General features: G+C 71.9%; 14 protein-coding genes. 8 read left to right on the top strand and 6 right to left on the bottom strand.

The window, feature by feature from the left end:
- Window positions 1–138: 138 nt before the first annotated feature.
- The gene (locus tag ACWPOB_RS22155; protein ID WP_455402138.1) at window positions 139–1,101 is read right to left on the bottom strand and encodes a diacylglycerol/lipid kinase family protein; all 963 of its coding nucleotides are present in this window, start codon (window positions 1,099–1,101) and stop codon (window positions 139–141) included.
- A 47-nt stretch (window positions 1,102–1,148) separates the two neighbouring features.
- Between ACWPOB_RS22155 and ACWPOB_RS22150 the strand changes: the two genes are divergently transcribed.
- Window positions 1,149–1,577, top strand: coding sequence for a hypothetical protein (locus ACWPOB_RS22150; protein WP_100056351.1), 429 nt, complete (start codon window positions 1,149–1,151; stop codon window positions 1,575–1,577).
- Here the strand turns inward: ACWPOB_RS22150 and ACWPOB_RS22145 are convergent.
- Entirely contained in the window at window positions 1,547–2,047 is a 501-nt protein-coding gene (locus ACWPOB_RS22145) for a GNAT family N-acetyltransferase (protein WP_100056350.1), read from the bottom strand. The genes ACWPOB_RS22150 and ACWPOB_RS22145 overlap by 31 nt on opposite strands.
- 95 nt (window positions 2,048–2,142) lie before the next feature.
- Here ACWPOB_RS22145 and ACWPOB_RS22140 point away from each other — a divergent pair, with 95 nt between their 5' ends.
- Window positions 2,143–2,931 carry a ParA family protein gene (locus ACWPOB_RS22140; RefSeq protein ID WP_455402137.1) on the top strand — a complete coding sequence of 263 codons (789 nt, stop codon included), beginning with the start codon at window positions 2,143–2,145 and terminating at the stop codon, window positions 2,929–2,931.
- Window positions 2,932–2,955: 24 nt separating this feature from the next.
- On the opposite strand, the gene ACWPOB_RS22135 is transcribed toward ACWPOB_RS22140, so the two are convergent.
- Window positions 2,956–4,173: an Rv3212 family protein gene (locus ACWPOB_RS22135; RefSeq protein WP_455402136.1), complete on the bottom strand. Its 1,218-nt coding sequence runs from the start codon at window positions 4,171–4,173 to the stop codon at window positions 2,956–2,958.
- A 9-nt stretch (window positions 4,174–4,182) separates the two neighbouring features.
- Window positions 4,183–5,787, bottom strand: coding sequence for a DEAD/DEAH box helicase (locus tag ACWPOB_RS22130; protein WP_455402135.1), 1,605 nt, complete (start codon window positions 5,785–5,787; stop codon window positions 4,183–4,185).
- 205 nt (window positions 5,788–5,992) lie between these two features.
- On the opposite strand from ACWPOB_RS22130, the gene ACWPOB_RS22125 reads away from it, so the two are divergent.
- Window positions 5,993–6,697 carry a ferritin-like fold-containing protein gene (locus ACWPOB_RS22125; protein ID WP_029544591.1) on the top strand — a complete coding sequence of 235 codons (705 nt, stop codon included), beginning with the start codon at window positions 5,993–5,995 and terminating at the stop codon, window positions 6,695–6,697.
- A 46-nt stretch (window positions 6,698–6,743) separates the two neighbouring features.
- On the top strand, window positions 6,744–6,974 hold the full coding sequence (locus ACWPOB_RS22120) for a DUF3107 domain-containing protein (RefSeq protein WP_006942731.1): 231 nt from the start codon (window positions 6,744–6,746) through the stop codon (window positions 6,972–6,974).
- 105 nt (window positions 6,975–7,079) lie between these two features.
- Here the strand turns inward: ACWPOB_RS22120 and ACWPOB_RS22115 are convergent, their stop codons facing one another.
- Window positions 7,080–7,757: a TetR/AcrR family transcriptional regulator gene (locus ACWPOB_RS22115; RefSeq protein WP_100058501.1), complete on the bottom strand. Its 678-nt coding sequence runs from the start codon at window positions 7,755–7,757 to the stop codon at window positions 7,080–7,082.
- A 250-nt stretch (window positions 7,758–8,007) separates the two neighbouring features.
- On the opposite strand from ACWPOB_RS22115, the gene ACWPOB_RS22110 reads away from it, so the two are divergent.
- The 3 genes from ACWPOB_RS22110 (at window position 8,008) to ACWPOB_RS22100 (ending at window position 11,205) form a co-directional block, all read left to right on the top strand.
- Window positions 8,008–9,030 carry a DUF3152 domain-containing protein gene (locus tag ACWPOB_RS22110; protein ID WP_455402134.1) on the top strand — a complete coding sequence of 341 codons (1,023 nt, stop codon included), beginning with the start codon at window positions 8,008–8,010 and terminating at the stop codon, window positions 9,028–9,030.
- 49 nt (window positions 9,031–9,079) lie between these two features.
- The gene (gene moeZ, locus ACWPOB_RS22105) at window positions 9,080–10,255 is read left to right on the top strand and encodes an adenylyltransferase/sulfurtransferase MoeZ (protein WP_100058478.1); all 1,176 of its coding nucleotides are present in this window, start codon (window positions 9,080–9,082) and stop codon (window positions 10,253–10,255) included.
- Between the two features lie 95 nt (window positions 10,256–10,350).
- The gene (locus ACWPOB_RS22100; protein WP_006942736.1) at window positions 10,351–11,205 is read left to right on the top strand and encodes a TIGR02569 family protein; all 855 of its coding nucleotides are present in this window, start codon (window positions 10,351–10,353) and stop codon (window positions 11,203–11,205) included.
- Here the strand turns inward: ACWPOB_RS22100 and ACWPOB_RS22095 are convergent.
- Window positions 11,202–11,867, bottom strand: coding sequence for a FadR/GntR family transcriptional regulator (locus tag ACWPOB_RS22095; protein WP_006942737.1), 666 nt, complete (start codon window positions 11,865–11,867; stop codon window positions 11,202–11,204). The genes ACWPOB_RS22100 and ACWPOB_RS22095 overlap by 4 nt on opposite strands.
- 55 nt (window positions 11,868–11,922) lie before the next feature.
- Here ACWPOB_RS22095 and ACWPOB_RS22090 point away from each other — a divergent pair, with 55 nt between their 5' ends.
- Window positions 11,923–13,224 carry an MFS transporter gene (locus ACWPOB_RS22090; protein ID WP_455402133.1) on the top strand — a complete coding sequence of 434 codons (1,302 nt, stop codon included), beginning with the start codon at window positions 11,923–11,925 and terminating at the stop codon, window positions 13,222–13,224.
- The last annotated feature ends 61 nt before the right edge of the window (window positions 13,225–13,285 follow it).

The following is a 13,285-nucleotide window of genomic DNA, read 5'->3' as shown; positions in this document are numbered from 1 at the left end:
TACTTGTGAATGCTTTCACGAACCAGCGTGAAGTCAATAGAAAACGTCACGACCGTGGGGAAGCTCACGCCGACGGTGGCCCGGGTATTGGGTTCGAACTTCCTTTGTACACCTCGGGAAACGAAAATGTAACCCGGATCACGTATCGGCGTCAGTGCGCCTCGGGCACGGGGCCACGACGTCGAGCACGGCGGGCACCGACACGAACTCCACTTCGGTGCGAAGGCCCAGGTAGTCGCCGTCCACCTGCAGGCCGATGGGCCGGGACGACACCGCCTGCACCCGCGTGACGTCGTCGACGCGCACCAGGCGACGGGAGTTGGGATCGCCGCGCCGCGCGAGCAGCTGGCGGACTACCCGCAGGCTCGCGAACACCGCCGTCGTCGTCATCGCGAAGACTCCGAGCCCGGTCTCGAACGAGGTGCCCGGGTTGGTGTGCACCGGGCGCTTGTCGAGGTAGGTCCACGGGCTCGAATTGGAGACGAACGCGTAGTACACGCCCGGGATCGGCGGCCGGCCGGGCAGCGTCAACGTCAGCGCGGGTTCGGCGCCCTTCGACTTGAAGAACTGTGTGATCGAATGCGCCACGTAGCGCGCGGTGGTGACCTTCCGCCCGCCCAGCCGGCTCAGGTCTATGGCCTCGCACACCTGCGCGTCGAGCCCGAGCCCCGCATTGAAGACGAACCACCGGCCGTCGCAGTGGCCGAGGCCGATCCGGCGGGTGGTGCGCCGGGCCAGCAGGTCGAGCAACTGCTCGGTCGCCTTCACCGGATCGGCGTCCACGCCCAGCGACCGGGCGAAGACATTGGCTGAGCCCCCGGGGACCACCGCGAGTAGCGGGAGGGTGGGGTCGGCCACCCGTTCCGACGGGGTGCCGAGCAGGCCGTTGACGATCTCGTTGACGGTGCCGTCGCCGCCGTGCGCGACGACGACGTCCATCCCGTCGGCGTGCGCCGAGCGGGCCAGTTCGGCGGCGTGCCCCCGGTGGGTGGTGTGGGCGACGGTGAGGGAGACCCGGTCGGCGAGCGCACGGGCCAGCCGGTCGCGACCGGCCGGAGTGGTGGTCGTCGCGTTGGGGTTCACGATCAGCAGTGCGCGCACGGAGCATCAGCCTAAGTGGTCTCGTACGGGTCCACTACGCTGGCCGGGTGTCCACCGAGTCGCCACGCAGCACCGTTCCGTCGACCGTTCGAGCCGCGGGTGGTCTCGTCGTCCTCGAAGGCGTGATCGCCATCGGCTTCGCTGTGGTCTCCGTGGTCCGGGCCCTCGCGGGCGGGCACGACCAGACGGTCGGCAGCGGCTACGGCCTCGCACTGTGGCTGGGGATCCTGTTCGGCGGCGTGCTCGCGGCCGGGATCGCGCTGCTGCGGGGCAAGCGGTGGGGGCGGGCCGTGGCGATCGTCGCCCAGTTGCTGCTGCTGCCGGTGGCCTGGTCGCTGCTGACGGACTCCCATCAGGTCGTGCTCGGCATCCTGCTCGCCCTGATCGTGGTGCCGGCGCTGGTGCTGCTGTTCAGCCCGCCGACGACGCGCTGGCTGGCGCAGGACTACGCCCCGGACGCCGACGACGTGGCCTGATCTCCGCCGAGCGCGGCGAGTGCCTGCCCGCTGAGACGGAAGGTGGTCCACTCGTCCTGCGGGACGGCGCCGAGCGACCGGTAGAACCCGATCGACGGCGTGTTCCAGTCCAGCACCGACCAGCTCAGGCGGCTGTAGCCGCGGTCGACGCATTCGCGGGCCAGCGCCGCGAGCAGGGCGCGGCCGTGGCCGTGGCCCCGGTGCTCGGGCCGGACGTACAGGTCCTCGAGGTAGATGCCGTGCACCCCGTCCCAGGTGGAGAAGTTGCGGAACCACAGCGCCATGCCCACCACCGTTCCGTGCGCGTCCTCTGCGACGTGCGCGAACGCGGCGGCGTCCCTGCCGAACAACGCCGTGTGCAGCTGCTCGGGCACGACGGTGCACTCGTCGCGGGCCTTCTCGTACTCGGCCAGCTCGTAGACGAGGGCGGTGAGGGCGTCGACGTCGGCGGGACGGGCGCGGCGGATCACGATCGGGGGCCTTTCGTGGGGATCGGCGACCCGCCGGACGGCGAAAGTCGCGGTCGATTCTCGCGTTCGGGCAACTTTTAGGCGAGGATCATTCCGTGACAACGGTACTTGCGGTGGCAAATCAGAAGGGTGGCGTCGCGAAGACGACCACCGTCGCGTCTCTGGCGGCCGCCCTGGCCGGGTTGGGGCAGCGGGTGCTCGTCGTCGACCTGGACCCGCAGGGATGCCTGACGTTCTCGCTCGGGCACAACCCCGACCGGCTCGAACACTCGGTGCACGACGTGCTGGTGGGGGCGGCGGAGGCCAAGGAGGTTCTGCTCGACACCGACGAGGGCTTCACGTTGCTGCCCGCGACGATCGACCTCGCCGGCGCCGAGGCGCTGCTGCTGATGCGGCCGGGGCGGGAGTTCACCCTCCGGCGGGCGCTGGCTCCACTGCTCGACAGCTTCGACGTCGTCGTGATCGACTGCCCGCCGTCGCTGGGCGTGCTCACGCTCAACGGCCTCACCGCCGCGCAGTCCGTGCTCGTGCCCCTGCAGTGCGAGACCCTCGCGCACCGCGGCGTTGGGCAGCTGCTGCGTACCGTCGCCGAGGTCAAGCAGATCACCAACCCCGACCTCGAGCTCCTCGGTGCCCTGCCGACGCTCTACGACGCCCGCACGACGCACAGCCGCGACGTGCTCGCCGACGTCGCCGACCGGTACGACATGCCGGTGCTCGCGCCGCCGATCCCGCGCACCGTGCGCTTCGCGGAGGCGTCGGCGTCGGGAGCGTCGGTGCTTGCCGGCCGGAAGAACAAGGGCGCCGAGGCCTACCGCGAGCTGGCCGAGAACCTGCTCGCCCACTGGCGCGACGGCAAGAAGCTGGTCACCTTCACGTCGTGAGGTGCGCGGTGAGCTCCTCGGTGCTCACCGCAACACCACGACCTGCGGCCCGCGCTGCTCGAGCACCGAACTCCCGGCGACCGCCACGTTCACCACCCCTGCCTCGTCGCGCGCGACCGGAATCCGGCCCTGCACCGCCCCGGTGGCAGGCTCGACCACCGCGAGGGCATTGCGCACCGGCAGCAGCAGGGCTCCGGCCATGGCGGCGCCGGTGCCCGTCGTCCCGGGCAGCGTCCACCGCGGCACCAGGTCGTCGCCGCCGAGGGCGACGGTCTCCGTGCCCGACCACCACGTGAGGAACGAACCCTGCACCGCAGCGGGGAACACCGCGTCCGGCGTCGCCGCGGCCGTCAGCGGGTGCCGGGCGGTCAGCGTGCCGGCGGCGTCGTACACGGCGAGAACGGGCCCGGAGGAAGAGGTGGGCGGCAGGTACAGCACCGTGCGCTCACCGGACACCGCGACGACGCGCGTACCGACGTCGTCCGGCCCCAGTTCCGGCAGCACCGACGAGGCGATCTCCTTCGGCTGGGAGTCCGCCTCCGGGGTCGTCTCGAGCAGCGTCAACCGGTCCGCCTCTTCGCCCGGGCAGCGTTCGACGACCGCCAGCCGGGTGTTGCTCGCCGCGGCCGAGCGCAGCGTGCACCCGTTGCGGGGTTGCGCCCCCGGCACGACGGGCGCGTCCACGCGCCCGTACTCGAGGGTGCGCACGAGATCCGACCGCCACAGTTCGAGGCGGGTGTCGCCCCGCGAGACCACGTGGGTGTCGGCGGCGGTGAGGGTCACTGCGTCGTCGGCGTCGCTCGAACGCTGCGCCCCCAGCATCCCCGAATCGGGGACCAGTTGGGTCACCTGGCTGCATCCCCGCTGGTCGCGGTACACCGCGACGGCGGTACGCCAGTCCTCCACGACGCCGCACAGCGGCATGTCGCGGCCGTACCGCCACAGCTCGGCGCCCGAGTCGAGGGCGCGGCCGGTGACCGTGCCGCCGTCGCCGGTGACCACGACACCTCCGACCGCGATCGGACGGTACGTCGCGTCGCTGGGGGCCCGCCACGCCTCCGTCAGGGTCGACGGCACCGCCGTCGCGGACGCCGGCGCCTCGGGTGCCGCGTCGGTCGTGACGGACACGGTGCCGCGTGCGTCCGACCGCAGCCAGACGACGCTCGCCGCCGCGACGACCGCGACGGCGAGCAGGAGGGCTGCGATCAGGTCCGCCCGGGTTCTGCGCTCCGGTGCGAGCATCGCGGCCGGCTACTGGGCAGCCGAGGCCGTGACCGTGTCGCTCTTCGCCGTCGCGGCGGAACCGCCGCGGCGCCGGCGCCGGCGGCGGCGTGCGGGCGCCGCCGTTCCGTCCCCGGAGTCCTCGGCCTGCTCCGCTGCGGCGCTCGTGTTCTCGGGTCCGGTGTTCTCGGCGCTTCCGGAGTCGGGCCGGCCACCGCGGGTGCGCCGGCGGACCCGGGTGCGCTTGGGTCGTGCCGCGTCCTCGGCGTTCTCGGCGGCCTCCTCGCGGGCGGGCCGCTCCGCCGGCGCCTTGCGGACCGTGCCGGTCGTGCCTTCGGGGATGCCCAGCTCCTCGAACAGGTGCGGCGAGCTCGAGTACGTCTCGACCGGGTCGGACAGGCCGAGGTCGAGGGCCTTGTCGATGAGGTGCCAGCGCGGGATGTCGTCCCAGTCCACCAGGGTGACGGCGATGCCGGTGCGCCCCGCCCGGCCGGTGCGGCCGATGCGGTGGACGTAGGTCTTCTCGTCCTCGGGGCACTGGTAGTTCACGACGTGGGTGACGTCGTCGATGTCGATGCCGCGGGCGGCCACGTCGGTGGCCACGAGCACATCGATCTTGCCCTTGCGGAACCTGTCGAGGGCCTTCTCCCGGGCGATCTGCCCCAGGTCGCCGTGCACGGCTCCGACGGCGAAGCCGCGCTCGGCGAGCTCGTCGGCGACCTTCTGCGCGGTGCGCTTGGTGCGGGTGAAGATCATCGTGGCGCCCCGGCCCTCGGCCTGCAGGACCCGCGCCACCAGCTCCGCCTTGTCGAGTGCGTGCGCGCGGTAGACGAGCTGGTTGGTGCGCTCGTGCACCGCGGAGGACTCCGGCTCCTCGGCCCGGATGTGCGTCGGGCGCGTGAGGAAGGTGCGGGCGAGCGTGATGATCGGGCCGGGCATCGTCGCCGAAAACAGCATCGTCTGGCGGCGGTCGGGCACCATGCCGAGAATGCGCTCGATATCCGGGAGGAAGCCGAGGTCGAGCATCTCGTCCGCCTCGTCCATCACCAGGATGCCGATCTTGCCGAGGATCAGGTGACCCTGGTTGGCGAGGTCCAGCAGCCGGCCCGGGGTTCCGACGACGACGTCGACGCCCTTCTTCAGCACGTCGACCTGTGTCTCGTACGGGCGCCCGCCGTAGATGGACAGGACCTTCAGCGGTCCGTCGGCGCCGCGGAGGTACTTGGCGGCGTTCTCGAGGTCCTGAGTGACCTGCACGCACAGCTCGCGCGTCGGCACGATCACCAGGGCGCGGGGCGTGCCGTCGAGGGCGGTGGTGCCGGACGCGGTGGTGGTGAGGCGGTGCAGCAGCGGGACACCGAACCCGAAGGTCTTGCCCATGCCGGTGCGCGCCTGTCCGATCAGGTCGTCGCCGGCGAGGGCGAGGGGGAGCGTCAGCTCCTGGATGGCGAAGGTGCGCTCGATGCCCATCTCGGCGAGAGCGCGGACGATCTCGTCCCGCACGCTCAGCTCGCCGAACGTGGGCGGGGTGTGGGTGGAGTCGAGTTGGGCCGACACCGTGGTTTCGGTGGCGTCGTCTTCGTGGTCGACAGTGATCTTGCTCAGGGGTCTGGCCTTCCTGGTCTCGGCACGCACGCACGAGTGGAGAGGCGACCGGCCTGCGCCTCAGCGAGAGCGACCGGAACGGGCTCTGCGAGGCGCGGCAGCGATCTGCGATCGGGTGCGCGCACATCATCGGTGAAGTCCGCGGGGCCGGTGGTCGGCGCCTCGAGGCGCGGCCTTCCAGGACCATTGTACCGTGAGCCGCGCCGTCACCGGCTGGGTACTACGCTGTGTCGTCATGGGAGCCGAAACGTCGCCGTCCGCCGCAGAGTCCCGTCCACCCGCCGCTCCGGCGCGCGTCCCGGCCGATCATCCCGGCGTCGCCGAGTTGTTCGCGGTGCTCGCCTACGGTGAGATCTCGGCCTTCTACCGCCTCGCCGACGACGCACGGATGTCGCCGAGCCTGCAGGGGCGGGTGGCGTTCGCGAGCATGGCCGCCGCGGAGATGAGCCACTTCGAGACGCTGCACGCCGCGCTCACCGCGCGCGGCGTGGAGATCTACACGGCGATGGAGCCCTACCGGCGCGCCCTCGACGCGTACCACGCGTCCACGAACCCCTCGAACTGGCACGAGTCGCTGGTCAAGGCGTACGTCGGCGACGGCATCGCCGCCGACTTCTACCGCGAGATCGCCGGCACCCTCGCCCCCGAGGTGGCGGAGGTCGTGCGGGAGGTCCTCGCCGAGACCGGGCACTCGGAGTTCGTGGTGCACGAGGTGCGCGAGGCGGTGCGGCGCAGCGCGGCCGACAAGGACCGGCTGATGCTGTGGGGACGGCGGCTGCTCGGCGAGGCCATCACCCAGGCGCAGTACGTGATGGCCCAGCGTGAGGACCTCACCGATCTGGTGATCGCCGCGTCCGGTGATCTCACCGACATTGCCGCGTTGTTCGACCGGATGCAGCTCGAGCACGCCGAGCGGATGGCAGTGCTGGGACTGCACTAGCCTGGGCGGGGACAGCTGTAGAGCCCTGAGAGTTCGGAGGTCGACCGTGGAGGTCAAGATCGGTGTTGCGGACAGTCCCCGCGAGCTCACCGTGATCAGCGAGCAGACGCCCGACGAGGTCGAGTCGCTCGTGGCGCAGGCCCTGGCCGGCGAGAAGGACGGCGTGCTGACACTCGTCGACGAGAAGGGCCGCAAGCTCATCGTGCAGGCGGCGCGGGTCACCTACGTCGAGATCGGCCCCGCCGACATTCGCAAGGTCGGGTTCGCGGCAACCTAGAACGACGGCATCACGACGAAGGGCCGGGGCTGCTGCCCCGGCCCTTCTGTCGTCGCGGGCGCGACCCCGCCGTGGGGTCGCCGCCGTCGGGTCGACGCCCGCTGGTTACCGGCTGCGCAGCTCCGGCTGCAGCGGCACGTGCGAGAGTCCACCCCAGGCGAGAGCGACCGTGGTGTCGACGGCGTCCTCCTTCGGAATCGGCCGGGCGGCCTCGAGCCAGTAGCGGGCGGTGAACTGGCTGGTGCCGACGAGGCCGACCGCCAGGATGCGCGCCCGGTAGGGGTCCAGACCGGAGTCGTGGCTCACCAGGTCGAACACCGCGTCGACGCAGGCCTCGGTGGCCTGCTCCACGCGGTGCGCAACCTGCGGCTCGCCCATCAGGTCCGATTCGAACACCAGACGGAAGCCCTGCGAATCGTTGTCGACGAAGTCGAAGAACGCCTGCACCGCGGCGCGGACGCGCTGCCTGTTGTCGGTGGTCGACCGCAGGGCCTGGCGGACTCCGGCGATCAGGCTGTCGACGTAGCTCTGCAGCACAGCGCAGTACAGTTCGAGCTTGCCGGGAAAGTGCTGGTACAGCACCGGCTTGCTGACCCCGGCGCACTCGGCGATCTCGTCCATGCCGGCCGCGTGGTATCCGCGGGTGACGAAGACTTCGCTGGCTGCAGCGAGGAGCTGGACCCGGCGCTCGTCCCGCGGCATCCGGGCGCCGCGTCGAGTGCCGGTGCCGGTGCCCGAGCTGGTGGCGCGGCCGGACGATGTCCGGGCTGCGAGTTCGGTCATGTCGCTCCCAATCCGAAAAATTCGTCGAAGTGATGCCTACCACTACGACGTGCAATCGTCTCTGCACGTTACAGGCCGGGGGGCCTCGAGGTGCCGTGCACCCCTACCCACGAGTATCCCAGCCGAAGGCCCACTGTGCGCGGCGCCACATCGGCGTGGCGGCGGTCGGCGCCCGCGCTCGGCGACCCGGCACGGCCGGCGACGGCCGTATGAGAGTCTGGCAACCGTGACCGACCGAGCAGGAGCCGGCGTGACGGACACACCGCGCCGCCCGGTGCGCAGTCCGCACCGGACACCCGAGGACCGGACGTCGGGCCGGCGACGCAGCCGCGCCCCTTCCCACCAGCCCCTGCGAGCTCAGTGGGATCCCGTCTCGGGCGGGGAGAAGGGGCCTCGCCCGCCGCGCCCGGACCGCGGGGTGCGCAGGCAGACCCGGCTCGGCCGGTTCGTCGCGACCTACGGATGGCGGGCCTACGCCATCCCCGTCCTCGCGGTCCTCACGGTGATCGTTCTGGTGGATGCGCTGCGCACCGGGGGCAGCACGCCCGAGGCCACGGCGGCCGGGGACGCGGCGGCCGCATCCGGCGACGTGGTGGGAGTGCCCGCGCCGGTCGCGGACGGCACGTTCCCCGCCGATCTGCCGTCCGGCGCGCTCCCGGACGGCGGGCCGTTCACGGTGGCCGGCGCCGGCACCTGGCGGGTGGTGCCCGGGACCAGCGGTCAGGTCGGCACCGGACGCGTCTACACCTACACCGTGGAGATCGAGGACGGCGTCGACGCCACCGGCTACGGCGGTGACGCGGCGTTCGCCCGGATGGTCGACGAGACCCTGGCCAACCCGAAGAGCTGGACACAGGACCCGGCGTTCGCGTTCCGTCGCGTCGATCAGGGCGAGCCCGACTTCCGGGTGTCGCTGACGTCCCAGATGACCATCCGGCAGGGCTGCGGGTACGACATCGAACTGGAGGTGTCGTGTTACAACCCGGGCCTGGGCCGGGTCCTGCTCAACGAGCCCCGGTGGGTGCGTGGCGCCGTCGCATTCCAGGGTGACATCGGCTCCTACCGCCAGTATCAGATCAACCACGAGGTCGGGCACGCCATCGGCTTCGCCGCCCACGAGGGGTGCGGCAGCGACGGGGGCCTCGCGCCGATCATGATGCAGCAGTCCTTCGGCACCGCCAACGACGACATCGCCGGCCTCGATCCCGAGGGTCTCGTCCCCCGCGACGGACTCACCTGCAGGTTCAACCCGTGGCCGTATCCGCGGGCGTGAGGATGGGACAATCGGGTAACCGCCCGATCGAGCCGGCCGAGGAGCTGTCGTGACCCCACTGCCACCTCTGGTGGAACCCGCTGCGGACCTGACGCGCGAGGAGGTGGCCCGCTACAGCCGGCACCTGATCATCCCCGGGGTGGGGGTGGTGGGGCAGCGGCGGCTGAAGAACGCGCGGGTGCTGTGCATCGGCGCCGGCGGCCTGGGTTCGCCGGTGCTGCTCTACCTCGCCGCGGCCGGTGTCGGCACCCTCGGCATCGTCGAGTTCGACGATGTCGAATCGTCCAACCTGCAACGGCAGGTGATCCACGGGATCGCCGACGTGGGCCGGCCCAAGGGGGAGAGCGCCCGCGACACGATCCGCGGGATCAACGACAACGTGGAGGTGCGGCTGCACCCGGTGCGCCTGGACCGGGACAACGCCGTCGCACTGTTCGAGCAGTACGACCTGATCCTCGACGGCACCGACAACTTCGCCACCCGCTACCTCGTCAACGACGCCGCGGTCCTCGCCGGCAAGCCGTACGTATGGGGGTCGATCTTCCGGTTCGAGGGACAGGTGTCGGTGTTCTGGGAGGCCGCACCGGACGGGCGGGGGCTGAACTACCGGGACCTGTACCCGGAGGCGCCGCCGCCCGGGATGGTCCCGTCCTGCGCCGAGGGCGGCGTGCTCGGGGTGCTCTGCGCGTCCGTCGGGTCGATCATGGCCACCGAGGCGGTCAAGCTGATCACCGGCATCGGCGAGTCGCTGCTCGGACGCCTGATGATCTACGACGCTCTCGCGATGAGCTACCGGACGGTGACGTTGCGCCGCGACCCGGGCCGGGTGCCGGTGACGGAGCTGGTCGACTACGAGTCCTTCTGCGGTGTGGTGCCGGACGACGGCGCAGCCGCCCTCGCCGAGTCCACCATCACCCCGACCGAGCTGCGCCGGCTGCTCGAGTCGGACCGGGAGATCGAGCTGATCGACGTGCGCGAGCCGGTCGAGTGGGACATCGTCCACATCGAGGGGGCGCGGCTGATCCCGAAGGACCGCATCCTCTCCGGAGAGGCGCTGGCGGAGCTGCCGCAGCACAGGCCGATCGTGCTGCACTGCAAGACGGGGATCCGCTCGGCCGAGGCCCTCGCCGTGCTGAAGAGGGCCGGTTTCGCGGACGCCACGCACCTGCAGGGCGGGGTGCTCGCGTGGGCGCGGCAGGTGGACCCTTCGCTGCCCGTGTACTGAGGGAACACGGGGAAGATAACGATGCGGGAATGGTGTCCCCGGGTAACGGAGTGCCTTCCCCTCAACGGGGCGGCGCCGACTGTACGGTGTGCCCCGTGAGTCCCCTCGAACCCCCGCAGCACGTGCGCTCGACCTTCGGCCTCCGCGACGTCGAACCGGTCCCGCTCGGGGCGGACTGGGACGGTGGCTGGCGGTGCGGCGACGTGGTGCTCTCGCCGGTCGCCGACCATGCCCGGGCGGCGTGGTCGGCGAAGGTGCGCGAGACCCTCGGGGTCGACGGGGTGCGACTGGCGCGGCCCGTCCGCTCCACCGACGGCCGCTACGTCGTCTCCGGTTGGCGCGCCGACACCTACATCGTGGGCACCTCCGAACCGCGGCACGACGAGGTGGTGGCCCTGTCGCTGCGGCTGCACGCGGCCACCGCCCAGCTGGAGCGGCCGCGCTTCCTCATGCAGCCGCCCGTGGCGCCGTGGGAGGACGTCGACGTGTTCGTCGCCGCCGACCGCGCGGCGTGGGAGGCGGTGCCGCTGCGCACCGCCCGCGCCGCCGGCGCCCCGGAAACCGTCACCCCCGACGGACGCAAGAGCATCGACCTGATCAACCAGCTCGCGACGCTGCGCAAGCCGGTCCACCTGCCCGATCAGCTCGTGCACGGCGACCTGTTCGGCACCGTGCTCTTCGCCGGCAGCGCCGCGCCGGGCCTGACCGACATCACCCCCTACTGGCGGCCCGCGTCGTGGGCCGCCGGTGTCGCCGTCGTCGACGCGCTGTCGTGGGGCGGGGCCGACGACGAGCTCATCGGCCGGTGGGAGGACCTGCCGGAGTGGCCGCAGATGCTGCTGCGCGCGGTGATGTTCCGGCTCGCCGTGCACGCCCTGCATCCGCGCTCCACAGAGGAGGCGTTCCCGGGGCTGGCACACACCTCGGATCTGGTGCGGCTGCTCCTCTAGCCTTCGCCGCCGCGCAGCTCACCGAACATCGCGAGCGCGGCGGCCGTGGCGCGGCCGGGCTCTCCCGCGACGACGGCGAGCACCAGTTCGCGGTGCTCGTCGTGGAACCCCGCCCCCGTCTCGTCGACGCGGCGCCGGATCGTCTCCTCGATGACGGGCAGCAGCGAGTCGTAGAACTCGAGGTACACGGCGTTGTGGCTGGCCTCGACGATCGCGCGGTGCAGGGCGACGTCGGCGGCGAGGGCGGCGGCTGAACGCGGGTCGGCCCACGCGCGCATCCGCGCGTCGAACAGTTCGGTCAGGTGCGCGGCGTCCGCGTCGGTGCGGCGCCGGGCGGCGAGCGCTGCGGCGGTGACGTCCAGCGCCTGCCGCAGTTCGAGCACGTCCTGCTCGTGGGCGTCGGCGAAGTAGGTGCCGAGAGCGCTGCCGACCTCCGAGGTGGCGACGACGTAGGTGCCCGAGCCCTGCCGCCGTTCCAGCAGCCCCGAGTGCACGAGCGCCTGGACGGCTTCGCGCACGGTGTTGCGGCCCGTCCCGGTCAGCTCGGCCAGGGCGGGTTCGGGAGGGATGCGGGTGCCCACCGCCCAGGCGCCGGTGCGGATCTGGTCGCGCAACTGCTCGGTGACCTGGGCGATGAGGCTGGTGCGTCGCACGGTGCGCATGGGGATCCTTCCTACATCCGGAAAATGCCTTCGACGATAGACGTCGGGTCATCCTATGATTTCGCTCGTGGCTGTCACCGGTGCCGGATCCTCGTCCCCGTCCCTCCTGCGGGGACGGCTCCTGGTCTTCGTTGCGATCGTGATGTCCGCGCTCACGCTGCGCCTCGCCGTGACCTCGTTCAGCCCGCTCGCCGAGCAGATCCGCGCCGAACTCGGTTTCGCGCCCGCCGTGGTGGGCGTGTTCGGCATGGTGCCGACCGCGATGTTCGCGGTGTTCGGGCTGCTCACCCCCGTCATCGCGCGCCGGGCGGGGCTCGAGGCCACGGCCCTCGTCGCGATGCTGGCCGCCGGATTCGGCATGGCAGCGCGCGCGCTGACCCACGAGACGTGGACACTGCTCGCGTTCTCCGCGCTCGCGCTCGCCGGGATGGGGGTCGGCAACGTGGTGATCCCGCCACTGGTCAAGAGGTACTTCTCCGACCGGCTCGCGGTCGTGAGCACCGTGTACATCGTCGGCGTCCAGATCGGGACGGTGCTGCCGGCCCTCGCGGCGGTCCCCGTCGCCGAGGCCGCCGGGTGGCGCTGGTCCATCGGACTGTGGGCGGTGTGGGCGTTCGCCGCGGCGATCCCGTGGATCGGCGTCCTGTACCGGGCCCGCGGCACGCGTCCGGTCGCCGGCGACGCGCCGCACGCCGAGCCCCCGCCCGGCCGGGTGTGGCGCTCGCCCGTCGCGTGGGGGATGGCCGGCATGTTCGGCATGACCTCGCTGATCACCTACTCGATGTTCACCTGGATTCCCGCGGTGCTGCTCGACGCCGGCGGCAGCGAGGCGCTCGGCGGGGCCATGATCGCCCTGTTCTCGTTCGTCGGCCTGACCGCCTCGTTCGTCGCTCCCGCCGCGTGCGCCCGCATGCGGGATCCGTTCCCGCTCGTCGTCGTGTGCGTGGCGTGCTACGCGGTGGGCTTCACCGGTCTGCTGCTCGCGCCGTTGACGGCCACGGCCCTGTGGGTGCTGGCGATCGGCGTCGGGCCGACCACGTTCCCCATGGCACTCACCCTGATCAACCTGCGCACCCGCACCCACGCAGCGTCCGCGGCACTGTCCGGCTTCACCCAGGGTCTCGGCTACACCGTCGCGTGTCTCGGACCGGTGCTGGTCGGTGTGCTGCACGAGGCCACCGGCGGCTGGACGGCGCCGTTCGCGTTCCTCGGTGGTGCGGCGCTCGTGGTGCTGATCGCCGGCCGGGTGGCCTGCCGGCCCCGGTACGTCGAGGACACCTGGGGCGGTTCCGGCGCCGGTCCACAGCCCGCGCGCACCCGCGGCGCCGACCTCACGGAGGCCTCCTGCCGCAGGTGAGCATCTCTTGACGCGGCAGTCACCGAGGGCAGCACCGCGGCAACACCCGTTTCCTACCTTG

It is taken from the genome of Rhodococcus sp. 2H158, from assembly GCF_053764755.1.
The sequence above is the reverse complement of the archived record's forward strand: the minus strand, read 5'-3'. Positions and strand labels throughout refer to the sequence as shown.

What these genes read in the sequence shown, in the direction of transcription:
- ACWPOB_RS22095 (WP_006942737.1), bottom strand. Translation starts at nt 11,867, where the DNA reads ATGCGCACCGTGCGACGCACCAGCCTCATCGCCCAGGTCACCGAGCAG.
- ACWPOB_RS22090 (WP_455402133.1), top strand. Translation starts at nt 11,923, where the DNA reads ATGATTTCGCTCGTGGCTGTCACCGGTGCCGGATCCTCGTCCCCGTCC.
- ACWPOB_RS22135 (WP_455402136.1), bottom strand. Translation starts at nt 4,173, where the DNA reads ATGCTCGCACCGGAGCGCAGAACCCGGGCGGACCTGATCGCAGCCCTC.
- ACWPOB_RS22125 (WP_029544591.1), top strand. Translation starts at nt 5,993, where the DNA reads ATGGGAGCCGAAACGTCGCCGTCCGCCGCAGAGTCCCGTCCACCCGCC.
- ACWPOB_RS22115 (WP_100058501.1), bottom strand. Translation starts at nt 7,757, where the DNA reads ATGACCGAACTCGCAGCCCGGACATCGTCCGGCCGCGCCACCAGCTCG.